Source organism: Nonomuraea sp. AD125B, assembly GCF_041402765.1.
In the GTDB taxonomy this organism is placed as follows: domain Bacteria; phylum Actinomycetota; class Actinomycetes; order Streptosporangiales; family Streptosporangiaceae; genus Nonomuraea; species Nonomuraea bangladeshensis.
In genome coordinates, this window is sequence record NZ_JBGLOU010000013.1 from 276972 (window position 1) to 298872 (window position 21901).

At 71.4% G+C, this 21901-nt stretch carries 17 protein-coding genes; 11 read left to right on the top strand and 6 right to left on the bottom strand.

Annotated features, from left to right (window positions below; all coding sequences use genetic code 11):
* Positions 1 to 88 precede the first annotated feature (88 nt).
* Positions 89 to 1585 (bottom strand): tRNA (N6-isopentenyl adenosine(37)-C2)-methylthiotransferase MiaB, encoded by a 1497-nt coding sequence (gene miaB / locus ACBR40_RS32110; RefSeq protein ID WP_371251169.1) that lies wholly within the window; start codon positions 1583 to 1585, stop codon positions 89 to 91.
* 137 nt (positions 1586 to 1722) lie between these two features.
* Between miaB and ACBR40_RS32115 the strand changes: the two genes are divergently transcribed.
* The 6 genes from ACBR40_RS32115 (at position 1723) to ACBR40_RS32140 (ending at position 7979) form a co-directional block, all read left to right on the top strand.
* On the top strand, positions 1723 to 2478 hold the full coding sequence (locus ACBR40_RS32115) for an amino acid ABC transporter ATP-binding protein (RefSeq protein ID WP_344204963.1): 756 nt from the start codon (positions 1723 to 1725) through the stop codon (positions 2476 to 2478).
* A gap of 17 nt (positions 2479 to 2495) precedes the next feature.
* Positions 2496 to 3350 carry a glutamate ABC transporter substrate-binding protein gene (locus ACBR40_RS32120; protein WP_344204965.1) on the top strand — a complete coding sequence of 285 codons (855 nt, stop codon included), beginning with the start codon at positions 2496 to 2498 and terminating at the stop codon, positions 3348 to 3350.
* Between the two features lie 77 nt (positions 3351 to 3427).
* Positions 3428 to 4117: an amino acid ABC transporter permease gene (locus ACBR40_RS32125; RefSeq protein ID WP_344204966.1), complete on the top strand. Its 690-nt coding sequence runs from the start codon at positions 3428 to 3430 to the stop codon at positions 4115 to 4117.
* Complete coding sequence (locus ACBR40_RS32130; protein WP_344204967.1) at positions 4114 to 5007, top strand: amino acid ABC transporter permease; 894 nt, start codon at positions 4114 to 4116, stop codon at positions 5005 to 5007. The genes ACBR40_RS32125 and ACBR40_RS32130 overlap by 4 nt, the downstream gene beginning before the upstream one ends.
* Before the next feature lie 130 nt (positions 5008 to 5137).
* The gene (locus tag ACBR40_RS32135; RefSeq protein WP_371251170.1) at positions 5138 to 5980 is read left to right on the top strand and encodes a glutamate ABC transporter substrate-binding protein; all 843 of its coding nucleotides are present in this window, start codon (positions 5138 to 5140) and stop codon (positions 5978 to 5980) included.
* A 208-nt stretch (positions 5981 to 6188) separates the two neighbouring features.
* The gene (locus ACBR40_RS32140; protein WP_371251171.1) at positions 6189 to 7979 is read left to right on the top strand and encodes a prolyl oligopeptidase family serine peptidase; all 1791 of its coding nucleotides are present in this window, start codon (positions 6189 to 6191) and stop codon (positions 7977 to 7979) included.
* Between the two features lie 30 nt (positions 7980 to 8009).
* Here the strand turns inward: ACBR40_RS32140 and rny are convergent, their stop codons facing one another.
* From rny to recA, 3 genes are all read right to left on the bottom strand, one after another.
* Positions 8010 to 9629, bottom strand: coding sequence for a ribonuclease Y (gene rny, locus ACBR40_RS32145; RefSeq protein WP_344204972.1), 1620 nt, complete (start codon positions 9627 to 9629; stop codon positions 8010 to 8012).
* 401 nt (positions 9630 to 10030) lie between these two features.
* Positions 10031 to 10510: a recombination regulator RecX gene (gene recX / locus ACBR40_RS32150; protein ID WP_371251172.1), complete on the bottom strand. Its 480-nt coding sequence runs from the start codon at positions 10508 to 10510 to the stop codon at positions 10031 to 10033.
* 2226 nt (positions 10511 to 12736) lie between these two features.
* Positions 12737 to 13828 (bottom strand): recombinase RecA, encoded by a 1092-nt coding sequence (gene recA, locus ACBR40_RS32155; protein WP_344204974.1) that lies wholly within the window; start codon positions 13826 to 13828, stop codon positions 12737 to 12739.
* A 279-nt stretch (positions 13829 to 14107) separates the two neighbouring features.
* Between recA and ACBR40_RS32160 the strand changes: the two genes are divergently transcribed.
* Entirely contained in the window at positions 14108 to 14389 is a 282-nt protein-coding gene (locus tag ACBR40_RS32160; protein ID WP_371251173.1) for a hypothetical protein, read from the top strand.
* Positions 14390 to 14395: 6 nt separating this feature from the next.
* Here the strand turns inward: ACBR40_RS32160 and ACBR40_RS32165 are convergent, their stop codons facing one another.
* On the bottom strand, positions 14396 to 14590 hold the full coding sequence (locus ACBR40_RS32165; protein ID WP_026214037.1) for a DUF3046 domain-containing protein: 195 nt from the start codon (positions 14588 to 14590) through the stop codon (positions 14396 to 14398).
* A gap of 44 nt (positions 14591 to 14634) precedes the next feature.
* Between ACBR40_RS32165 and ACBR40_RS32170 the strand changes: the two genes are divergently transcribed.
* Positions 14635 to 14829, top strand: a complete 195-nt coding sequence (locus ACBR40_RS32170) for a hypothetical protein (protein WP_329583084.1) — start codon at positions 14635 to 14637, stop codon at positions 14827 to 14829.
* A gap of 226 nt (positions 14830 to 15055) precedes the next feature.
* Here the strand turns inward: ACBR40_RS32170 and ACBR40_RS32175 are convergent, their stop codons facing one another.
* Complete coding sequence (locus ACBR40_RS32175; RefSeq protein WP_344204977.1) at positions 15056 to 15544, bottom strand: VOC family protein; 489 nt, start codon at positions 15542 to 15544, stop codon at positions 15056 to 15058.
* Between the two features lie 116 nt (positions 15545 to 15660).
* Between ACBR40_RS32175 and ACBR40_RS32180 the strand changes: the two genes are divergently transcribed.
* From ACBR40_RS32180 to ACBR40_RS32190, 3 genes are all read left to right on the top strand, one after another.
* Positions 15661 to 20238: an ATP-dependent helicase gene (locus ACBR40_RS32180; protein WP_371251212.1), complete on the top strand. Its 4578-nt coding sequence runs from the start codon at positions 15661 to 15663 to the stop codon at positions 20236 to 20238.
* Positions 20239 to 20412: 174 nt separating this feature from the next.
* Entirely contained in the window at positions 20413 to 21180 is a 768-nt protein-coding gene (locus tag ACBR40_RS32185; protein ID WP_371251174.1) for a hypothetical protein, read from the top strand.
* Between the two features lie 25 nt (positions 21181 to 21205).
* On the top strand, positions 21206 to 21883 hold the full coding sequence (locus ACBR40_RS32190) for a GntR family transcriptional regulator (RefSeq protein ID WP_371251175.1): 678 nt from the start codon (positions 21206 to 21208) through the stop codon (positions 21881 to 21883).
* Positions 21884 to 21901: the final 18 nt, after the last annotated feature.

The window sequence follows — 21901 nt, forward strand, 5'->3', positions numbered from 1 at the left end:
GATCATCACATAGGCCGGACTGACAGTAAAGATCGTTTTCAGTAAGGGGAAAGCTCGGCTCCGTTAGCGAACGCGCCGGTCAGAGCGGTCAGGTGAGGGAGCAGCCGCTCGCCGCCGGGGCGGGAGCGGGAGCCGGGCGGCCGATGGTCGGCATGCCGAGCATCACGCCGGGAGTGGCCCCCGATCCGCCCTGCCGGGCCTCCCAGGCGTCGCCGGCGCGGGTGCGGCGCAGCGCGCGCACCGGGCCGTCGGCCACCAGGTGATGCGGCGCCGCGTACGTCACCTCGACCGTCACCAGGTCGCCCGGCCGCGGCGTCTCGTCGCCGGCGGCGAAGTGGACCAGGCGGTTGTCGGGGGCGCGGCCGGACAGGCGGCGCGTGGCGTCGTCCTTGCGGCCCTCGCCCTCGGCGACCAGCACGTCGAGGGTGCGGCCGACCTGCTTCTTGTTCTCCTCCCAGGAGATCTCCTCCTGCAGCGCGACCAGCCGCTCGTAGCGCTCCTGGACGACCTCCTTCGGCACCTGGTCGGGCATGGTGGCCGCCGGGGTGCCGGGGCGGATGGAGTACTGGAAGGTGAAGGCGTTGGCGAAGCGGCTCTGCCGCACCACGTCGAGCGTGCCCTGGAAGTCCTCCTCGGTCTCGCCGGGGAAGCCCACGATGATGTCGGTGGAGATCGCCGCGTCGGGCATGGCGGCGCGCACCCGCTCGATGATGCCGAGGTAGCGCTCGGCGCGGTAGGAGCGGCGCATGGCCTTCAGCACCCGGTCGGAGCCCGACTGGAGCGGCATGTGGAGCTGGTGCATGACGTTGGGCGTCTCGGCCATGGCGGCGATCACGTCGTCGGTGAACGCGGCCGGGTGCGGCGAGGTGAAGCGCACCCGCTCCAGGCCCTCGACGTCGCCGCAGGCGCGCAGCAGCTTGCCGAAGGCGAGCCGGTCGCCGAACTCGACGCCGTAGGTGTTGACGTTCTGGCCCAGCAGCGTGACCTCGAGGACGCCCTGCTCGACCAGCGTGCGCACCTCGGCCAGGATGTCGCCCGGCCGGCGGTCCTTCTCCTTGCCGCGCAGCGACGGCACGATGCAGAACGTGCAGGTGTTGTTGCAGCCGACCGAGATCGCGACCCAGGCGGCGTAGGCGGACTCGCGCCTGGTGGGCAGCGTGGAGGGGAAGGTCTCCAGCGACTCCTTCAGCTCGACCTGCGCCTCGCCCTCGACGCGGGCCCGCTCCAGCAGCACCGGCAGCGAGCCGATGTTGTGGGTGCCGAACACCACGTCCACCCAGGGCGCCTTGCGGACGATCTCGCCCTGGTCCTTCTGCGCCAGGCAGCCGCCCACCGCGATCTGCATGCGCGGGTTGCGTACCTTGGCGGGGCGGAGGTGGCCGAGGTTGCCGTAGAGGCGGTTGTCGGCGTTCTCCCGCACGGCGCACGTGTTGAACACGACCACGTCGGCGGTCTCGCCGCCGGACGCGGGCACGTAGCCGGCCTCCTCCAGCAGGCCGGAAAGCCGCTCGGAGTCGTGGACGTTCATCTGGCACCCGTATGTGCGCACTTCGTACGTGCGGGCGCCCTCCTGGGTCACAGTCATGGCACATTCCAGGGTAGTCGTTGTCCGGCTCCCGACGGTCCGTACCGATCTAAAAGGCCAGCTTGACGGCCGGATGTGATCGGATCGGTACCGCTCGGTTAGTGACCAGCGTCCTGGAGGCCCGTACGGTTCTACCCATGACGGACAACGGTGACGGCGCTCCACTCGTACGGTTGGAGAACGTCAACAAGCACTTCGGGGCGCTGCACGTCCTGAAGGACATCAACTTGACCGTCTTCCGGGGCGAGGTCCTGGTCGTCATCGGCCCCTCGGGGGGCGGGAAGTCGACCCTCTGCCGGACCGTCAACCGGCTGGAGACGATCGACGGAGGCCGCATCGTCTTCGACGGTCAGCCTCTTCCCGAGGAGGGCAAGGGGCTGGCCAGGCTGCGTTCGGAAGTCGGCATGGTCTTTCAGTCCTTCAACCTGTTCGCGCACAAGACGATCCTGGAGAACGTCACGCTCGGCCCGATCAAGGTGCGCGGCCAGAGCCGCGAGGCCGCCGAGCGGCGGGCCATGGAGCTGCTGGAGCGGGTCGGCATCGCCGCGCAGGCGCAGAAGTACCCCGCGCAGCTCTCCGGCGGCCAGCAGCAGCGGGTGGCGATCGCGCGGGCGCTCGCCATGGAGCCGAAGATGATCCTCTTCGACGAGCCGACGTCCGCGCTGGACCCCGAGATGGTGCAGGAAGTCCTGGATGTCATGGTGAGCCTGGCCCGCGATGGGATGACCATGATGGTGGTCACCCACGAGATGGGCTTCGCCCGCCGGGCGGCGAACCGGGTGGTGTTCATGGCCGACGGCCAGATCGTCGAGGAGAACACCCCCGACGCCTTCTTCGGCTCGCCCCAGACCGACCGGGCCAAGGATTTCCTTTCCAAGATTCTGACGCATTGAGAGAGCCGAGGTAGGACATGCAGTTCCGACGGGTGGGTGTTGCCCTGGCCGCGGCCGGCGCCATGATCGCCGGTCTCACCGCCTGCGGCGGCGGCGAGGCCACCACCGTGTTGCAGAAGGCCAAGGACGAGAAGAAGCTCGTCATCGGCGTGAAGTACGACCAGCCCGGGCTCGGGCTGAAGAAGCCTGACGGCACGGTCGAGGGCTTCGACGTCGATGTGGCCAAGTACATCGCCGGCAAGCTCGGCGTTCCTGAGAGCGGGATCGAGTTCAAGGAGGCCCGCTCGGCCAACCGTGAGAGCTTCCTGAAGCAGGGCCAGGTCGACATGGTGATCGCGACCTACTCGATCACCGAGGCCCGCAAGCCCCAGGTGACCTTCTCCGGGCCCTACTACCTGGCGCACCAGGACTCCCTGATCCGGGCCGACGACTCCTCGATCACCAGCCTGGAGACGCTGAAGGGCAAGAAGGTCTGCCAGGTCAGCGGCTCCAACTCGTGGAAGAACATCACCGAGGGCACCAACAAGCAGAACCTCAAGGTCGAGGCCACCCTCGTCCCCGCGGGCGGTTACGACGAGTGCATCGCCAAGCTCAAGAGCAGCGCCGTCGACGTGGTGACGACCGACGACACGATCCTCGCCGGCTTCGCCAAGCGCGAAGGCTCCAGCGTGAAGGTCGCGGGCGCCCCGTTCACGGACGAGAAGTACGGCGTCGGCCTGAAGAAGGGCGACCTCGAGACCTGCAACGAGATCAACAAGATCATCGGTGAGATGTGGTCCGACGGCACGGCCGCCAAGCTCCTGGCGAAGCACTTCGACGGCACCGGACTGAAGATGGAGACCGCGGCGCCCCCCGCCGAGGGCTGCGCCTGATCCCCGTCCAAGACCCGGTCACTCACCGGCGGGCGCGTCTGAGTGCCCGCCGGTGAGCTCCCCTGACGAGGAAAGTCATGGACACCTCCGCCCTTTTTGATTTCTCGCCGCTCGTCCAGGAGCTCGACAAGATCCTCCTCGGGTTCTGGGCGACCATCAGGCTCACCCTCACCAGCGCCGTCATCGCGCTCATTCTCGGCACGGTCCTGGTGGCCATGCGGGTCGCGCCGACGCCCGTCCTGCGCTGGGCCGGCGCGGCGTACGTCAACGTGGTGCGCAACACCCCGCTCACCCTCGTGCTGATCCTGTGCGCGCTCGGGCTGAGCGACACGATGCAGCTCACCTTCTCCGGCGACCCCACCACCAACTACTTCTGGTGGGCGGTGGCCGGTCTGTCCGCCTACACCGCGACGTTCGTCTGCGAGGCGCTGCGCTCGGGCATCAACACCGTGTCCATGGGGCAGGCGGAAGCGGCCCGCGCGATCGGCCTGACGTTCACGCAGACGCTGCGGCTCGTGGTGCTGCCCCAGGCGTTCCGTTCGGTCATCTCGCCGCTCGGAAGCATCCTGATCGCGCTCGCCAAGAACACCACGATCGTCATCGTGGCGAGCTACCTCGACGCCGCGGCGCAGATGAAGCAGATGTTCGACGACTACGGCGGCACCATCCCCATCTTCCTGGGCTTCGCCTTCGGTTACATGGTCCTGACCCTTCCCACCGGCTTCCTGTTCGGCTGGCTGGCCAAGCGCATGGCGGTGGCGCGATGAGCACGAACGTCCTGTTCGACGCCCCCGGGCCGCGTGCCCGGCTGCGCAACAACGCGCTCACGCTGCTGTCGGCCGCCGTGCTGCTGTTCATCGCCTACCTGGTCATCTCCACGCTGGGCGAGAAGGGCCAGCTCGACGCGGCCAAGTGGGAGCCGTTCCTGCGCGGTGACACCTGGACCGGGTTCATCCTGCCCGGCCTGGTCGGCACGTTGCAGGCGGCGGTGGTCGCGGCGGTGCTCGCGGTGATCTTCGGCGTGCTGTTCGGCCTCGGCCGGCTCTCCGACCACAAGGTGATCCGTACGGTGTGCGGCGGCGTCGTGGAGTTCTTCCGCGCCATCCCGCTGCTCATCCTCATCTTCTTCGTGCAGGCCGGCCCGGCGACGCTGAGCGGCTACACGATGAGCGTGCCGGCGTTCTGGGCCGTGGTCATCGGCCTGACGCTGTACAACGGGTCGGTGCTGGCGGAGATCGTCCGGGCCGGCATCCTCGCCGTGCCGAAGGGGCAGTCCGAGGCCGCGTACGCCATCGGGCTGCGCAAGTCGCAGGTCATGCGGCTGGTGCTGGTGCCGCAGGCGACGACGGCCATGATGCCGGCGATCGTCAGCCAGATGGTCGTGCTGCTCAAGGACACCGCGCTCGGCTGGATCATCGCCTACGAGGACCTGCTGAACGCCGGGCTCAAGCAGTTCGCGGTCAACTACGGCAACCTCATCCCGAGCGCGATCGTGCTGGCGCTGATCTACGTGCTGATCAACCTGGCACTCGGCGCCCTCGCGCACTGGCTGGAACGGCGCAGCCGGCGCAGCCGTACGTCCGCGGCGGGCCCGGTCGCGGCTCCCCCGGCCGTCGGCGCCGGAGGGGCCGGCGCAGGGGCCACCGCCACGCTCTGAGGACCTGATCCCCTGGCAGGGAAAGCCCCAAGAAGGGGTCACGGCTCGGTGAGGGCCGCTCGCGTGGCGGCCCTCCCGCGATCTTCGGCACGCACACTTCTCCTGGACGCAGGGAGAGGTCGGTGGTGGGATGCGGGTCGCGGGGACGCCCCTCTGCCTGGCCGTGTGTCTCGTCTCCTGCGGCTCCGGCGGCTCGTACGCCACCGTCGTGGAAAAGGTCAGGGGCAGCGGACGGGTCACCGTCGGCACCAAGTGGGACCAGCCGGGGCTGGGCCTGAAGCCCGGCACCGGCGAGCCGCAGGGCTTCGACGTCGACGTCGCCAAGTACGTCGTCCAGGCGCTCGCCCCCGGCGAGGACGTGCGGATCACCTGGCGGGAGACGCCCTCGTCCAGCCGCGAGGCCATGCTCCAGAACGGCGCCGTGGACCTGGTCTTCGCCACCTACGCGATCACCGAGGCGCGCAGGCCCAAGGTGACGTTCGGCGGGCCGTACGTCTTGGTGCCCCAGGACACGATGGTCCGCGCCACGGACACCTCGATCCGTACCGTCCAGGACCTGCGCGGCACGCGGCTCTGCCTGGCCAAGGGGTCGAACTCGTACCGGCGGATCGTCGACCCGCCGCCGGACGGCAAACTGGGCCTGCCGGCGCGCCTGGTGTCCGCCGAGAACTACTCCGACTGCGTACGCAAGCTCGACGCCGGGCAGCTCGACGCGGTGAGCACCGAGAACCTGGTGCTGGCCGGCTACGCGGCGGCCGCCCCCGGGCGGTTCCGGCTGCTCGGCGATCCCATCGGCGAGGAGCGGTGGGGCGTCGGGATCAAGAAGGGGGACACGGCGACCTGCGAGGCGGTGAACGCGGCGGTCGCCGCGATGTGGCACGACGGGACGGCCACCCGGCTGCTGCACAAGTGGTTCGGCGACACCGGCCTCCCCCTCCCCTCCGCCCTCCCCCGCCCAGAACCCTGCCCCTGACCCTCCCTGCCCCTCTCGGGGTCTCGCCTTCTCACTCTGGGTCCTCCGCCGTCTCCTGCGGGAAGCCGCAGCCCTTGGCGGAACATGAGCGCAGCTCAGACGGGGGTCGGAAGTGCCGGTGATCTAGGGGGACCTGGCGGCACCGCCGGTGATCTTCCGGCAGGATGCGGGTATGCCTTTCTGGCCCTCCCCCATATCGACGCGAGACGTGGCGGCTTCGGGCACGCGCCCCGCCTGGCCCACCGCCAGGGACGGCCGGGTGTGGTGGACGGAGGACCGCCCCGACGAGGGCGGACGCACCACGATCATCTGCCGCACCCCCGACGGCACCTGCCACGACCTGCTCGCGCCCCCGTGGAACGCCCGCACCAGGGTCCACGAGTACGGCGGCCACCCCTACGCCGTGACCCCCGCGAACGAGGTCGTCTTCGCCAACCTGGAGGACCAGCGGCTCTACCTGCTCGGCGCCGACGGCAAACCGCAGCCCCTCACCCAGGACGGCGCCCGCTACGCCGACCTGCTGGTTCGCGACGGGCAGGTCTGGTGCGTACGCGAACGGCACAACGACGACGGCACGGTCAGCCGGGCCATTGTGACCGTCCCCCTCGACGGCGACGCCGAGCCCCGCGTACGGGTCACCGGGCACGACTTCTACGCCTCCCCCACCCTGTCCCCCGACGGGCGACATCTCGCCTATGTCTGCTGGAACCACCCCCACATGCCCTGGAACGCCACCGAGGTCCGCGTCACCAGCCTGGAGACCGGCGAGTCATGGCCGGTGAAGGGCGGCCCCGCCGAGTCGGTGCTGGCCCCCTCCTGGCGCGACGACGCCCACCTCTACCTCGTCTCCGACGCCTCCGGCTGGTGGAACCTGTACGAGACCGACCTGCGCGGCGAGGACGTCCGTGCCCTCTGCCCCGCCGAGGAGGAGTTCGCGGCGGCGCCGTGGCAGCTCGGCGGCCTGCCGTACGCGGTGCTCGAAGACGGCCGGCTCGCGGTCCTGCACGGGCGCGGTGACCTGCGGCTCGGCGTGCTCGACCCGGAGTCGGGCACCCTCACCGACCTGGAGACCCCCTTCAGCGGCTGGACCGCCGCGCTGACCACCGACGGCACATCCGTCACGGGCGTCGGCTACGCCGCCACGATCCCCCGCTCCGTCGCGACCGTCGACCTCGCCTCGGGCGCCGCGACGCCGCTGCGGCCGGACGCCGCCGAACGGCTGCCCGATCCCGCGCTCCTGCCCGTCCCCCGCGCGGTCCTGGTGCCGGGGGGCGAGGAGGTGCACGCCTACCTCTATCCGCCGTACGAGCCCGCCGCCGAGGGCCTTCCCCCATACGTGATCTTCGTGCACGGCGGCCCGACCTCCCACGCGGGCAGCGCGTTCGACCTGGAGAAGGCGTTCTTCACCACGCGCGGCATCGGCGTGCTCGACGTCAACTACGGCGGCTCGACCGGCTACGGCCGGGCCTACCGCGAGCGCCTGCGCGGCCAGTGGGGCCTGGTGGACGTGGCCGACGTCGTCGCCGCCGCGAAATGGCTGGCCGCCGAGGGGCTCGCCGACCCGGCCAGGATCGCGGTACGCGGCGGCAGCGCGGGCGGCTGGACCGTGATGGCCGCCTGCTGCCGCTCGGACGTCTTCGCCGGCGGGGTGTCCTACTACGGCGTCAGCGCCCTCGGCCCGCTCGTCGCCCACACCCACGACTTCGAATCCCGGTACGTGGAATGGCTCGTCGGCCGCCCCGACCCGGCGGTCTACGCCCAGCGCGAACCGCTCGCCCTGGCCGGCGGCGTCTCCTGCCCCATGCTGCTCCTGCAGGGCCTGGACGATCCCGTGGTGCCGCCCGAGCAGTCGGCGGCCTTCGCCGACGCGCTGTCGGAGCGCGGGGTGGCCTGCACCTATCTGGCTTTCGAGAGCGAGTCACACGGCTTCCGCCGCACCGAGACCCGCACCGCCGCCCTGGCCGCCGAACTCGCCTTCTACCAGCAGATCTTCTCGTAAGGCGCGGGCCCCGGGGCGGCTCCGCTCGGCTCAGCGGGCGAACTCGGTCGCCCGCGACTCCCGCACCACCGTGATCCTGATCTGCCCGGGATAGGTCAGCTCCTCCTCGACCTGCTTGGCCACGTCCCGCGCGATCACCTGGGCCTGGATGTCGTCGATGGCGTCCGGCTTCACCATGACCCGGATCTCCCGCCCGGCCTGCATGGCGAACACCTTCTCCACGCCCTCGTACGACTGCGCGATCTCCTCCAGCCGCTCCAGCCGCTTCACGTACGCCTCCAGCGACTCCCGCCGCGCGCCCGGCCGGCTGCCGCTGATGGCGTCGGCCGCCTGCGTGAGAACCGCTTCGACGGTCTTCACCTCGACCTCGTTGTGGTGCGCCTCGATGGCGTGCACCACGTCCTCCTCCTCGCCGTAGCGGCGGGCGATCTCGGCGCCGATGAGCGCGTGGCTGCCCTCGACCTCGTGCGTGAGGGCCTTGCCGATGTCGTGCAGCAGGGCGCACCGCTTGACCAGCCGCTGGTCCAGCTTCAGCTCGGCGGCCATGATGCCGGCGATGTGCGCGGACTCGATGAGGTGCTTCAGCACGTTCTGGCCGTAGGAGGTGCGGTAGCGGAGCTGGCCCAGCAGGAGCGTCAGCTCGGGGTGCATGTCCGTGATGCCCAGCTCGACGAGGGCGTCCTCCCCGGCCCGCGCGCAGAGGTCCTGGACCTCCTGCCGGCTGCGCTCGTGCGCCTCCTCGATGCGCTGCGGGTGGATGCGCCCGTCGAGGACGAGTTTCTCCAGGGTGAGCCGCGCGGTCTCCCGGCGTACCGGGTCGAAGCAGGACAGCAGCACCGCTTCGGGCGTGTCGTCGATGATGAGGTTGACGCCGGTCGTGGACTCGAAGGCGCGGATGTTGCGCCCTTCGCGCCCGATGATGCGCCCCTTCATCTCGTCGCCCGGCAGGTGCAGCACGCTGACCACCGACTCGGCCGTCTGCTCGGCCGCCACCCGCTGCACGGCCAGCGTCACGATCTTGGTGGCGCGCTTCTCGCCCTCCTTGCGGGCCTGGCTCTCGATCTCCCGTACGATGAGCGCCGCCTCGCGCTTGGCCTGGTTCTCGATCTCCTTGACCAGCTCGGCCTTGGCCTGCTCGGCCGTCAGCCCGGTCACCCGCTCCAGGATGAGCCGCCGCTCGTCCTCCACCTGCAGCAGTTCCTCGCGCCGGCCGGCCAGCTCGATCTCCGTCTCCGCCAGCTTCCTGTCACGCTCGGACTGCCGGCGGGCCTCCTCGTCCAGCCGCTGCTCGCGCTCGGCCAGGCGGGCCTCGCGGCGTTCAAGGTCGGCGCGCAGCTCCTTGAGCTCGGTCTTGAGCACGCGGCTCTCCGCCTCGACCTCCTGCCGCATCCGCGCGGCGCTCTCGGCGGCCGCCTCGGACCTGCGCAGCATCTCCTCGGCGTCGACCTCCGCCTTCTGGCGGATCTCCCGAGCCTCCTCACGCGCCTGTTCGAGCTCCTCGTGCACGACCTGCACCTGCTCGGGACTCGGCCGCGCCACCCCTTTGGGTGCGGTGCCGGACGTGCGGCGTATGACGACGAGCAGCGCGACGATCATCCCGAACGCGAGCACGAGCACCGCCACCATCAGCACCACGACCAGCGGCCCCATGTGCGCCCCGCCCTCCTCGCGTCGTCAACACCCCATAACGCGGACCCAGACCATGGGAGGGGTCACAAGCACGCCACGCGAAGCCCGTACGGTGCCGGGATCGATATCAAGCCAAGACTGACCGGGCGTCGACCCGCACAGCCGACACCTCGCCCGCCTTCATCAACCACGCTCGTTCGTCCGTCGCTCACCGGTATGGCAATCCGCACTGCGCGGAGTAACTCCTCACTGCCGTCGAGGTTATGCGTCGAACTGGTCACGAGCAAGCAAACGAGTCGTCAAGCGTGTCTTACGGGCCCGTGACTCCCCATCAAGCCCAAGATCATCCATCGATGCCGCAATCCCCCCTCGCCGCCCCGATCCCGTCCGGAGACGGGGCAGACGGGCGGCCGGCCACGTCCCTACGGAAAGCCATCGCCCTCCACATCGATGCCCTCCTCATCCAGCGCCTCCCGAATCACCCGGTACGCCAGCCCCGAGGAGTACCCCTTGCGGGCGAGCATGCCGGCCAGACGGCGGGTACGGGTCTGCGGATCGAGAGAGCGGGTGGACGCCAGCTTGCGATCCACCAGCCGCCGAGCCGTCTCCGCCTCCTGATCGGAATCCAGGCGCTCCACAGCCTCCTTGACCGTGTCGTTGTCCACGCCCCGATGACGCAACTCGGCCGCCAGCGCACGCTTGGCCAGCCCACGCCCGTGATGGCGGGAATCGACCCACGCCTCGGCGAACGCCTCATCGTTGATCAGCCCCAACTCCGAGAACCGATCGAGAACCGCGTCGGCCGCCTCCTCCGGCACATCCCGCTTCCGAAGCGCCTCGGCGAGCTGAGCCCGCGTCTTGGGCGCCATCGTCAGGAGCCGAAGCACGATGGCCCGAGCCACCGACTCCGGATCCGCCGGCGGTGCCGACGCGGCCTGGCTCTCCTCATCGGGCCCATCCGGCAGCCACGAACGCCCGGAACTCCGCCGCCCCTTACTACCGGCACGACGCCCACCCCGCCGCCCTTTCCTCGCGCTGCCTCGCTGCCCATCCTCAGCCCCACCACCCAGCAGACTCCCACCCCAGTCCAGGGCACTGGAACCGTCAGCAGTGTGCCTTTCACCGCCCCGATCCCCCGAAGCCCCTTCAAGAGACTCCGCGACAACACCCGCAGCACCGCCCTCCGTGGCACCACTCTCTTCAGCGCCACCTATCGTGGCGCCACCATGCGCAGCGCCACCGCCCCCCGTCACACTCTCGGCGGTGACGCCCGGAGTGGTGACGCCACCCTCGGTGCCGTCCTCCTCGGTATCGGCGTCCTCCTCGGGGGACCCCGCTACGACGGTTTCCTCTGCGGAGCGCCGAGTAGTGGCGTTCTCGGCGGGATCATCCACGGCATCCTCTTCAGCGAGGTCCGCCGCCTGGTTCCCTTCGGCGGCATTCGCTGTCAGGTCCTCGTGCGGGGGATCCACCGCGATCTCCCGCACGGAGGGATACGCCGTCCCATGTTCCTGGGTTAGATCCGGCATGGTGCTGCTCTCGGAGGGATACGCCGTCCCATGTTCCTGGGTTAGATCCGGCATGGTGCTGCCCTCAGCGGGATGCGCTGCTACGCCCCCTTCGAGGGGATCCGGCTGTGCATCCTCTTCGGCGGAATCCGCTGTGGCGTGTACCTCGAAGGGGTCGGCGGCGCTTCCCCTTGCCGGAGGAGTGCCTCCGCGTACGGTCTCGCCTGGAAAACCGCCCGCTGCGGAAGGATCACCTATGGGGAGGCCCGAAGAGCCATCTGAAGGCGTATCCGAAGAGCTGCCGATCGGCACGTCGAGGACGTCAGCGGCCTCGTACGTGCGGGAACGGCCCTCAAGCTCCTGCGCCTCATCAGCCGATCGAGAGCCCTCCAGAACGAAGGGTCCCGGGCTGTCTGTCGTCGCGTCGCGAGGACCACTCAGCGGCATGCCCAGCGGCCCCGCAGGGGAACGGCTGGACGGTATCTCGCGAGGCTCACCAGCAGACGTGTCGGCTGACGAGTCCTCCTGCGAAATCTCGCGCAGGCCGGCGGAGGCCATGGGCATGACGACGGGACTGGCCCCAGACGCAAGCCCAGCAGAATCGCCACCGCCCGAGGCGGCATCTCCCTCCAAAGAGTCCGCGGCGGGCGCTACGGCATCGACAGGAGAACCCCCAGGTAGCACAGGCTCTCCGTCGGAAGAGCCGGTGGAAGGTGCTGCTGGTGTGTTGGCGAAGAAGGGGTGGGTGCTTGAGGCTTCGCCGGGATTGTGGCTTGAAGCGTCGCCGAAGAAGGACGTGGCGGCGGCCGCCGCACGGTCCCTGAAGGAGGCGGACGAGTGTGGCTCGTCCGCGAGGGTTGATGACCAGGCCCCAGCGGGGACCGACGGTGACCAGGCCCCGGTGGAGGTAGCGGGTGACCGGCCCTCGGTGGGAGTGGCGGGCGACCAGGTCTCGGTCGGAGTAGCGGGTGACCGGCCCTCAGTGGGGGAGGCGGACGACCAAGCCCCGGTTGGGGTGGCTGGTGACCGGTCCTCGGCGAGGGCAGAGGGCGACCAGGTCTCGGTCGGGGTAGCGGGCGACCGACCTTCGGCAGGGGCGGAGGGCGACCATCCCTCAATGGGGGTGGCGGACGACCAGCCCTCGGCCGGGGTCGTCGGTGTGGGGTCGTCGGTGTGGGGGGTGGAGGTGCGGTCTTCGTCCTCGCGGGGGCGTCGCTTGGTGCGGCGGCGGGGCTTGGTGGCTTTGGCGCTGGCTGCGGGGGTTTTCTGGCGGGGAGTGTGCTGGTCGCCGGGGGCGTAGGCGGCGTTCTCCGGGTCCACCGGGCCGGAGGTGGTGTCGGTGGAGGGCTCGGGCTGCTCCTCGCCGGGGTCGTGGGAGGAGTCCGAGGCGCGTTGGGCGAGGCGTTGGGCGCGCCACTCCTCCACGGAGGGCCAGCCGTCCGCGGCGGAGCGGGCCAGGTCACGGGAACTGGAACCGGAACTGGCCCGGGAACCGGAACGGGAACGAGGAGGGGTCGGTGAGTCAGTCACGGGTCAGGCCCCAGTGGTGCAGGGGTGGTCGGGCCAGGCGCCCCGCGGCCGGGGCGCCTGTGGCCAAGGCGTGTCACTCATGGGCGACGATCAGACGTCACCCGGCTTCGGAGTGGACTTCGAGCCGCGGCCCGAGGTGGCAGGCGCCGGAGCCGGAGCGGCGACGGGCTCGGCCGGGGCATCGAGGCGCGGGCCCACGCCCAGCTTGTCCTTGATCTTCTTCTCGATCTCGTTGGCCATGTCGGGGTGGTTACGCAGGAAGTTGCGGGCGTTCTCCTTGCCCTGGCCGAGCTGGTCGCCCTCGTAGGTGTACCAGGCTCCCGACTTGCGCACGAAGCCGTGCTCCACGCCCATGTCGATCAGGCCGCCCTCGCGGGAGATGCCCACCCCGTAGAGGATGTCGAAGTCGGCGACCCGGAAGGGCGGGGCCATCTTGTTCTTGACGACCTTGACCCGGGTGCGGTTGCCGACCGCCTCCGTGCCGTCCTTGAGCGTCTCGATGCGGCGGATGTCCATGCGCACCGAGGCGTAGAACTTGAGCGCCTTGCCACCGGTCGTGGTCTCGGGGCTGCCGAACATGACGCCGATCTTCTCGCGCAGCTGGTTGATGAAGATGGCGGTGGTGCCGGTGCTGTTGAGCGCGCCGGCGACCTTGCGCAGGGCCTGCGACATGAGGCGGGCCTGAAGGCCGACGTGGCTGTCGCCCATCTCGCCCTCGATCTCGGCCTTGGGCACCAGGGCGGCCACCGAGTCGATGACGATGATGTCGACGGCACCGGACCGGATCAGCATGTCGGCGATCTCCAGCGCCTGCTCACCGGTGTCGGGCTGGGAGACCAGCAGGGCGTCGGTGTCGACTCCCAGCTTCTTGGCGTATTCGGGGTCGAGGGCGTGCTCGGCGTCGATGAACGCCGCGATGCCCCCGGCCCGCTGGGCGTTGGCGACCGCGTGCAGGGCGATCGTGGTCTTGCCGGACGACTCCGGACCGTAGATCTCGACGATGCGGCCGCGCGGGAGGCCGCCGATGCCGAGCGCCACGTCGAGGGAGATCGACCCGGTGGGGATCACCTCGATGGGAGCTCGGGCGTCGTCGCCCAGGCGCATCACAGAGCCCTTGCCGAACTGCCGCTCGATCTGAGCGAGTGCGGTCTCGAGGGCCTTCTCGCGGTCGTTGATTGCCATGGGAACTCCCCCTGGAGGGTCGTGGTCCGATCAGTCGAGTGAAAGCTACGGCCTGCCACCGACATTTTCTGCGACTGCCGGGGAAGACGTGGCCCGGCGTTCTCCATGGTAGCCGAACGGCTGTTCGATCACAGCAGGAACACACGGGAGCCGGAAGGTTACCCGGAGCACGGCGGGAGCGGGCCCCTGATGATGTTCACGACCGTTCGCGACGGCGTGTTGTCATGCGCGGTGAGCTGGGGAGACTCACTGGAGGGGGCGACGGTTGGAGGCGGTGACGTGGCGAGCGGCTACACCGGTGAACGACGCGCCCATCTGCAGGCTCTCGCGGAGCTGCTGCCGGACCACGGACTGGTGAGCCGCATGGTCGGCGGCGACGAGCCGGTGCTGTGGGCGTGGCATCCGCGTACGGGCCGCCAGACGCTCGTCTTCGCCACCCCGTCGTCGGGCGGCTGGGTGTTCCTGTGGTCGCCGAGAGGTCAGGGCGGCGCGGACGACCTCGGCCGTACGGCGGACGCGCTCCGGCAGACCCTGGACGCCTCCCCCCAGGGCCAGGAGTGAGCGGCGTCAGCGCAGCTTGGACGAGACGTCCTCGACCTGGCACACCGCCCGCCAGACCGTCTTGGCGCTCTCGCCGTCGGCCAGGGCCTGCATCACGGTGCGCCCACCCAACGGGGCGATCACGTAGTCGCGGGCCCACGACTCGGCGTACGCCTCGCCGAAGTGTGCGTTCATACGCCGCCAGAATTCCGTAAGCCGCATGCCATCAAGTATGGAAGCGCCCAGGGGGTGGGTAGGACACCCCCATGCCAAAGACCCACAAGTCTTCACCCCCGAAGACACCCACGACGAAGGCCAACAGGGCCAGACGCCGCCGGCTGCTGTCGGCGTTACGTGACGCCGTCAAGAAGGAGAAGGCGGAGCGCGCGGAGCGGCACGCCGGCATCAGGCAGGCGCCCCGGGCGGGCAAGCCGCGCACGCGCCGGCCCTCGCGGCGTTAGCCGCCCGACCGCACCCCGAGCAGCCGCTCAGCCGGACGGCTGACCCTCCAGAGCCGCCGCTCATCCGGATGAGCTCAGCCGGATGAACAGCGTCCGACCAGACGCAAGGCAGATGGTCGGCGCCCCGAGCAGACCCTCAGTCGGACGGCTGGCGCTCCAAGCGGGCGGTCAGGCGGATGCGCATCTGAGCGGGTGCCGAGGGTGTGGGTGACAGACACGTGCGGGGTCACAGCACCCGCGCGCCGTACATCTCACCGAGATGGTCGGCGAGCAGCTCCAGCCGCGCGCCGTCGGGGTCCTTGAAGTAAATGGAGGCGCCGCTCTCGATCTGGTGCGGCACGCCGGCCATCTCCAGTTTCCCGCGCAGGCGCTCCCACGTGGCCGGGTCCACGGAGATCGCGATGTGGTGCAGCCCTCCCAGCACCTCCTGGTAAGGACCGAGGTCGAGGCCGGGGAAGTCGAAGAAGGCGAGCAGGTTGCCGTTGCCGATGTCGAAGAAGAAGTGGCTGGAGCCCTTGTAGTCGCGGTTCTCGATGATCTCGGTGAGCGGGAACTCCAGCAGATCCTGGTAGAACTGGACGGTCCGCTCCACGTCCGACGAGAGCAGGGCGACATGGTGCAGGCCACGGGCGCTGCTCGACGGCCGGCGCGCTAACACGTGACGGCGCCTGATCTCGGCACGGCGGGCTTCGATGGCCGCGTGGTCAATGGTCACGGTCGCTGTATGTCCGCCAGGAGGCCCGCTCAACCACCCGCCGTCCGCACAATGCGTTTTCTGTCGGTGGCGCGAGGCAATATGGGCTGGTGAGCACGCTAGCCCAGTTCAGCCCGATGACCCAGCAGTGGTTCACGGGGGCGTTCGAGGCGCCCACGGCCGCCCAGGAGGGGGCGTGGGAGTCGATCGCGCGCGGCGACAACACGCTGGTCGTCGCGCCCACGGGGTCGGGCAAGACGCTGGCGGCGTTCCTGTGGTCGCTCGACCGGCTGGCCGCGCAGCCCCGTGATCCCGGGGCGGGCGGGGGCACGCGGGTCCTTTACGTCTCGCCGCTCAAGGCCCTCGCCGTCGACGTCGAGCGCAACCTGCGCGCGCCGCTGGCCGGGCTGAAGCAGACGGCGCGGCGGCTCGGGCTGCCGGTGCCGGAGATCTCGGTGGCGATCCGCTCGGGCGACACGCCCGCGGAGGACCGCAGGAGGTTCGCGGCCAAGCCGTCCGACATCCTCATCACCACGCCGGAGTCGTTGTTCCTGCTGCTCACCAGCCAGGCGCGGGAGGCGCTGCGCGGGGTCGAGACGGTCATCGTGGACGAGGTGCACGCGGTCGCCGCCACCAAGCGCGGCGCCCACCTGGCGCTCACGCTTGAGCGGCTGGACGTGCTGCTGGAGCGGCCGGCGCAGCGCATCGGCCTGTCGGCGACGGTGCGGCCGGTGAGCGAGGTGGCGGCGTTCCTGGGCGGGGCGCGGCCGGCCACGGTGGTGCAGCCGCCCGCCGACAAGCGGATCGAGGTCGAGGTCGTGGTCCCGGTCGAGGACATGACCGAGACCGCCGCCGGCCTCGAGGAGGGCGGCGACGGCGAGGAGCCGCGGGGCAGGTCGATCTGGCCGCACGTCGAGGACCGGTTGTTCGAGCTCATCGAGGCCCACAGCTCGACGATCGTGTTCGCCAACTCCCGGCGGCTGGCCGAGCGGCTGTGCTCGCGCCTCAACGAGCTGGCCTACGAACGTTCCCAGGGCATGGAGGCCGTCGACCTGTCGATCTGGGAGACGCCGTCCGACCTGCCGCGGCGCACCCCGGCCGAGGTCATGGCGCAGGCGGGCGGCACCAAGGGCGTCGTCACGGAGGTCGTACGCGCCCACCACGGCTCGGTGTCGAAGGAGGAGCGGGCGCAGATCGAGGAGGCGCTGAAGTCCGGCCGGCTGCCCGCCGTGGTCGCCACCTCCAGCCTGGAGCTGGGCATCGACATGGGCTCGGTCGATCTCGTCGCGTGCGTGGAGGCGCCGCCGAGCGTGGCGAGCGGCCTGCAGCGCATCGGCCGGGCCGGGCACCAGGTCGGCGCGGTGTCCAAGGGCGTGATCTTCCCGAAATACCGCGGCGACCTGGTGCAGACCGCCGTGGTGGCCGAGCGCATGCAAGCCGGCCACATCGAGGAGATGCGCTATCCGCGCAACCCGCTCGACGTGCTGGCCCAGCAGATCGTGGCCATGACGGCGATGGACGAGTGGACGGTCGACGAGCTGGAGTCGGTGGTCAAGCGGGCCGCACCCTACGCCACGCTGCCGCGCACAGCGCTGGAGGCCACGCTCGACATGCTGGCCGGCCGCTACCCTAGCGAGGAGTTCGCCGAGCTGCGCCCGCGCGTCGTCTGGGACCGTGTCACCGGCACGCTCCAGGGCCGACCGGGCGCGCAGCGGCTCGCGGTCACCAACGGCGGCACGATCCCCGACCGCGGCCTGTTCGGCGTGTTCCTGGTGGGCGAGCGGGCCTCCCGGGTCGGCGAGCTGGACGAGGAGATGGTCTACGAGTCGCGCGTGGGCGACGTGTTCGTGCTGGGCGCGACCTCGTGGCGGATCGAGGACATCACGGCCGACCGGGTGCTGGTCTCCCCCGCGCCTGGGCAGCCGGGCAAGCTGCCGTTCTGGCACGGCGACGCGCCGGGGCGGCCGGCCGAGCTGGGGCGGGCCATCGGGGAGTTCCTGCGCGAGCAGGCCAAGGGCGGCGCGGCCGAACGGCTGCGGGCGGCCGGGCTCGACGACTTCGCCGCGGGCAACCTCCTCGCCTACCTGGAGGAGCAGCGCCAGGCCACCGGCTACGTGCCCGACGACCGCACGCTGCTGGTCGAGCGGTTCCACGACGAGCTGGGCGACTGGCGGATAGTGATCCACTCGCCCTACGGCGCGCGGGTGCACGCGCCGTGGGCGCTGGCGATCAACCGGCGGCTGCGCGAGCGCTACGGCGTCGACGTGCAGGCGCTCCATTCCGACGACGGCATCGTGCTGCGCGTCCCCGACACGCTGGCCGAGCCGCCGGCCGACGTGGCGGCCTTCGACGCCGACGAGATCGAGCAGATCGTCACCGAGGAGCTGGGCGGCTCGGCGCTGTTCGCCTCCCGCTTCCGCGAGTGCGCGGGGCGGGCGCTGCTGCTGCCGCGCCGCACGCCGGGGCGGCGCAGCCCGCTGTGGCAGCAGCGGCAGCGGGCGGCCCACCTCCTGGGGGTGGCCTCGCAGTACGCCTCGTTCCCGATCGTGCTGGAGACGATGCGCGAGTGCCTGCAGGACGTGTTCGACGTGCCGGGGCTGGTGCGGCTCATGCGCGACATCGCCGCCCGCCGGGTGCGGGTGGTGGAGGTGGAGACCTCGCAGGCCTCGCCGTTCGCGGCGTCGCTGCTGTTCCACTACGTGGGCGCGTTCATGTACGAGGGCGACGCGCCGCTGGCCGAGCGGCGGGCGCAGGCGCTGGCCCTGGACACGTCCCTGCTGGCGGAGCTGCTGGGCCAGGCCGACCTGCGTGAGCTGCTCGATCCCGACGTCATCTCCGACGCCGAGCGCGAGCTGGCCCGGCTCGACCGGCCGCTGCGCGACGCCGAGGACCTCGCCGACCTGCTGCGCTCGCACGGGCCGCTGCTGGCGCCCGACGTCAGCGTACGCGGCGGCGATCCGGCCTGGCTGGAGGAGCTGGAGCGGGCGCGGCGGGCCATCCGGGTGCGCGTCGCGGGCGAGGAGCAGTGGGCGGCCGTCGAGGACGCCGGCCGGCTGCGTGACGCACTGGGCGTGCCGCTGCCGGTGGGGGTGCCGCACGTGTTCCTGGAGCCGGTGCCCGATCCGCTGGCCGACCTGGTGGCGCGGCACGCCCGCACCCGCGGCCCGTTCCACGCCGGCACCGCCGCCGCCAGGTTCGGGCTCGGTGTGGCCGTGGTGACCGACGCCCTGCGGCGGCTGGCCGGGTCCGGGCGGGTGGTCAGCGGGGAGTTCCGGCCCGGCGGGCGGGGCGAGGAGTGGTGCGACGCCGGGGTGCTGCGGATGTTGCGGCGGCGGTCGCTGGCCCGGCTGCGCAAGGAGGTGGAGCCGGTCGCGCCGGAGACGCTCGCCCTGTTCCTGCCGGCCTGGCACGGCATCACGGGCGCCTCCGCCGACGGGCCGAGGGCGGGCGGTGACCGGCGGGGCGGCGGGACGGCGCGGGCCATGGACGCGCTGGTCCGGGCGATCGAGCAGCTCCAGGGGGCGGCCGTGCCCGCGTCGGCGCTGGAGAGCCTGGTGCTGCCCGCGCGGGTGCCCGGCTATCACCCGTCGTTGCTGGACGAGCTGACCTCGTCCGGCGAGGTGATGTGGGTGGGGCAGGGGTCGTTGCCCGGCGGCGACGGCTGGGTGTCGCTCTACTTCGCCGACACCGCGCCGCTGCTGCTGCCCGAGCCCGCCGAGATCACGATGACGGCGGTGCACGAACGGGTGCTGGAGCTGCTGGGCGGCGGGGGCGCGCTGTTCTTCCGCGGCATCTCCGACCAGCTCGGCTCGCAGGACGACCAGACGCTGGTGCCGGCTCTGTGGGACCTCGTGTGGTCGGGGCGGATCTCCGGCGACACGCTGGCGCCGCTGCGGGCCACGCTCGGCACCGGGCGGCCCGCGCACCGGCCGGCGACGACCCGGCGGCGGAGGGCGGTGCTGCCCACGCGCAGCGGGCCGCCGACGGTGGCAGGGCGGTGGTGGCTGCTGCCCGCGCCCGCGGCCGACGCCACCCAACGGGCCCAGGCCCAGGCCGAGGCGCTGCTCGAACGGCACGGGGTGGTGACGCGGGGGGCGGTCACCTCGGAGCGGCTGCCGGGCGGGTTCACGCCGGTCTACCAGGTGCTTCGGGCGTACGAGGAGAGCGGGCGGTGCCGGCGGGGCTACTTCGTCGAGGGGCTCGGGGGTGCGCAGTTCGCGCTGCCGGGGGCGGTGGACCGGATGCGCGCCATGGCGCCCGGCATCGCCCCGACGGCCGCCGGCGCACCACCCCTCGACCCAGGCCCGGGGCCCGCTGGGTTCGGGCCCGGGGGCGGGCGGGAAGGTGCTAGGCGAGCTGTGGTGCTGGCGGCGGCGGATCCGGCCAATCCGTACGGCGCCGCGCTGTCGTGGCCGCAGCGTCCCGGCGATGTCGGTCACAAGCCGGGCCGTAAGGCGGGCGCGCTGGTGGTGCTGGTGGACGGGCATCTCGTCCTCTACGTGGAGCGCGGCGGCAAGACCCTGCTGTCGTTCGCCGACGACGAGCGGCTGCAGCCGGCCGTGGACGCCCTGGCCCTCGCCGTACGCGACGGCGCGCTCGGCAAGCTCACCGTCGAGCGCGCCGACGGGGCCTCGATCGGGGAGTCGCCGCTGGCGGCGGCCCTGGAGGCGGCCGGGTTCCATCCCACACCGCGCGGCCTTCGCCTGCGCGCCTGAGCGAAGCTCCGCGGCGGGCCGGGGATCCGCGGCAGGGCCGGGCCTCCGCCGCAGGGCGGGCACTCCGCCGCAGGGCGGGCACTCCGCCGCAGGGCGGGCACTCCGCCGCGGGGTTTGGCCTCCGCCGCAGAGCCGGCCTCCGCCGCAGGGCGGGGAAGCGATCACAATAGCCGGATGAGTTCCTTCCGCCGTTTACGGGCCGACCTCCTCACCGGCAAGAACCTGGAGATCTACCTCACGGCGCTGATCGCGCTGGCGGTAGGTGTGCTCGGCGTCTTCGACGTCGTGGACGCCAAGGTGGTGGGCGCGGCGACGCTGGCCACGCTCGCCCTCGTCGCGGTCAACGCGCTCGGCCCCCGCCATCAGGTGACCGACCTGGAGGCGCGGGTCGCCGAGCTCAACCGCCTGGTCGAGGCCAGGCTCCCCGGTGACACGTTCCTGACCGCCGAGCGGAAGGGGCTCGCCGAGCAGGTGGGGCGGGCGCGCGACCTGCGCCTGGCGGGGGTGACGCTGAGCCGCACGGTGCGGGGGCACGTCGAGGAGCTGCGCAAGGCGCTGGAGCGGGGCGCGACGGTCAAGGTGCTGCTCATCGACCCGTCCGGCGGGGTGCCCGAGGAGGCGGCGCGGCGCAGCACGATCGCCGGGCGCGGTGAGGTCTTCGAGCACCGGGTCACCTCCACGCTTCACCTGCTGGAGGGGCTGGAGGGGGCGATCGAGGTGCGACTCCTGCCGTTCGTGCCCGCGTTCGGGGTGGTGCTGCTGGATCCGGCGGACGACCACGGCGTCGCGTACGTGGAGCTGGGCACGCACAGCACGGCGGGCCGCGATCCGGTCTTCGCGGTGACGCGCCGCCGCGACCTGTTCTGGTTCGAGCACTTCACGGCGGAGTTCGACCGCCTGTGGGAGGTGTCCAGGAAGCGGGAGCCGGATCAGGACGGCTGAAAATCTTGTATACGATAAGCCCGATATGACCGATCTGACGCTGGGCGCGGCCCACCGGACCTTGCGTGACGAGGTCACCGCGGAGCTGCGGCGCCGCATCCTGTCCGGCGAGCTGGCCCAGGGCGAACGGCTGGTCGAGGACCGGCTGGCCGCCGCGCTCGGCGTGTCGCGCAACCCGGTCCGCGAGTCCATCCGGGTGCTCGCCGCCGAGGGTTTCGTCGAGGTCGTCCCCCGTCTCGGGGCCACGGTCGCGCGCCTGTCCGCGGAGGAGGGCGAGGAGCTCTTCGACGTACGGATGGCCGTAGAAGGGCTGGCGGCGCGGCTGGCCGCGCGCAAGCGCACGCCGGAGTCGGCGCGGCGGCTGCGCGCGGTGCTGGAGCAGGCCAAGGACGCCGTCGAGAACGGCCAGGTGGAGCGGGTGGCCGACCTCAACACCGCCTTCCACCTGGCCGTGGGCGAGGCGGCGGGCAACGCCTACCTGCACCTCATGATGACGCCGATGTTGCAGCGGGCGCAGTGGGTCTTCAGCCGTACGGCGTCGGTGCGCGGGCCGCACTCCTGGACCGAGCACCTCGGGCTGTGCGAGGCGATCGTGGCGGGCGACGAGGACGAGGCGCAGGCCAGGGCGGTCGCGCACGTGGCCGCCGCCCGGCGCTCGTTCCTGTCCGCGATCGGCCGGACGGCCAGGCACCCGAACGATTGAGACGCCGGCCCTGTCGTA

Excerpts from the sequence above, each read along its gene's own strand:
- miaB (WP_371251169.1), bottom strand. The coding sequence starts at position 1,585 with ATGACTGTGACCCAGGAGGGCGCCCGCACGTACGAAGTGCGCACATAC.
- ACBR40_RS32115 (WP_344204963.1), top strand. The coding sequence starts at position 1,723 with ATGACGGACAACGGTGACGGCGCTCCACTCGTACGGTTGGAGAACGTC.
- ACBR40_RS32120 (WP_344204965.1), top strand. The coding sequence starts at position 2,496 with ATGCAGTTCCGACGGGTGGGTGTTGCCCTGGCCGCGGCCGGCGCCATG.
- ACBR40_RS32125 (WP_344204966.1), top strand. The coding sequence starts at position 3,428 with ATGGACACCTCCGCCCTTTTTGATTTCTCGCCGCTCGTCCAGGAGCTC.
- ACBR40_RS32130 (WP_344204967.1), top strand. The coding sequence starts at position 4,114 with ATGAGCACGAACGTCCTGTTCGACGCCCCCGGGCCGCGTGCCCGGCTG.
- ACBR40_RS32135 (WP_371251170.1), top strand. The coding sequence starts at position 5,138 with ATGCGGGTCGCGGGGACGCCCCTCTGCCTGGCCGTGTGTCTCGTCTCC.
- rny (WP_344204972.1), bottom strand. The coding sequence starts at position 9,629 with ATGGGGCCGCTGGTCGTGGTGCTGATGGTGGCGGTGCTCGTGCTCGCG.
- recA (WP_344204974.1), bottom strand. The coding sequence starts at position 13,828 with ATGGCAATCAACGACCGCGAGAAGGCCCTCGAGACCGCACTCGCTCAG.
- ACBR40_RS32165 (WP_026214037.1), bottom strand. The coding sequence starts at position 14,590 with ATGCGGCTTACGGAATTCTGGCGGCGTATGAACGCACACTTCGGCGAG.
- ACBR40_RS32170 (WP_329583084.1), top strand. The coding sequence starts at position 14,635 with ATGCCAAAGACCCACAAGTCTTCACCCCCGAAGACACCCACGACGAAG.
- ACBR40_RS32180 (WP_371251212.1), top strand. The coding sequence starts at position 15,661 with ATGACCCAGCAGTGGTTCACGGGGGCGTTCGAGGCGCCCACGGCCGCC.
- ACBR40_RS32185 (WP_371251174.1), top strand. The coding sequence starts at position 20,413 with ATGAGTTCCTTCCGCCGTTTACGGGCCGACCTCCTCACCGGCAAGAAC.
- ACBR40_RS32190 (WP_371251175.1), top strand. The coding sequence starts at position 21,206 with ATGACCGATCTGACGCTGGGCGCGGCCCACCGGACCTTGCGTGACGAG.